We start from the raw sequence: 429 nt of genomic DNA on the forward strand, positions 1-429 counted from the left end.
TGCAGTTGGGCGGCCTTGGCGACACTGTTGTCCAGCCGTTGCTGGCGGGCCGCCAGATTGGCCCGCCCGGTGGCAAGCTCGCTGATCACGCCGCGCCGCTGGGTATCCAGGGTGATCAGTTCGCCGACCAGAGTGTCCTGATTGGCATGGCCGGACGCGGCACGCAGGGCACTCTGGTTGCGCGAGGACTGGCGGGGAAGCAGCTGGCGCATGCGTGAGGCCAGCGAACGCTCGAGAGAATCAAGTCCCGCGGCCAGGTTGATGACTTCCGGATTGCGCTCGCCCCATTTGCCGCGTGCTTCATCGAGACTGGCCGCCTGCTCCGCTGCCTGCGTCAGCAGCGCCTGATAGCGGGCATCGCGCTGCAGGGCGATCACGCCACCGGCCTGGCCGGCATCCAGCCCCAGGCGACTGGACAGGGTGGCGAGC

Annotated in this window: 1 protein-coding gene; it reads right to left on the reverse strand. The window is 68.5% G+C overall.

What is annotated here, in order from left to right:
* Positions 1 to 429, reverse strand: a 429-nt coding sequence (locus tag HUS66_RS17495) for a hypothetical protein (protein ID WP_175072460.1), incomplete at both ends; no start/stop codon positions are given.

This window comes from Onishia taeanensis, assembly GCF_013349955.1.
GTDB lineage: Bacteria > Pseudomonadota > Gammaproteobacteria > Pseudomonadales > Halomonadaceae > Onishia > Onishia taeanensis_B.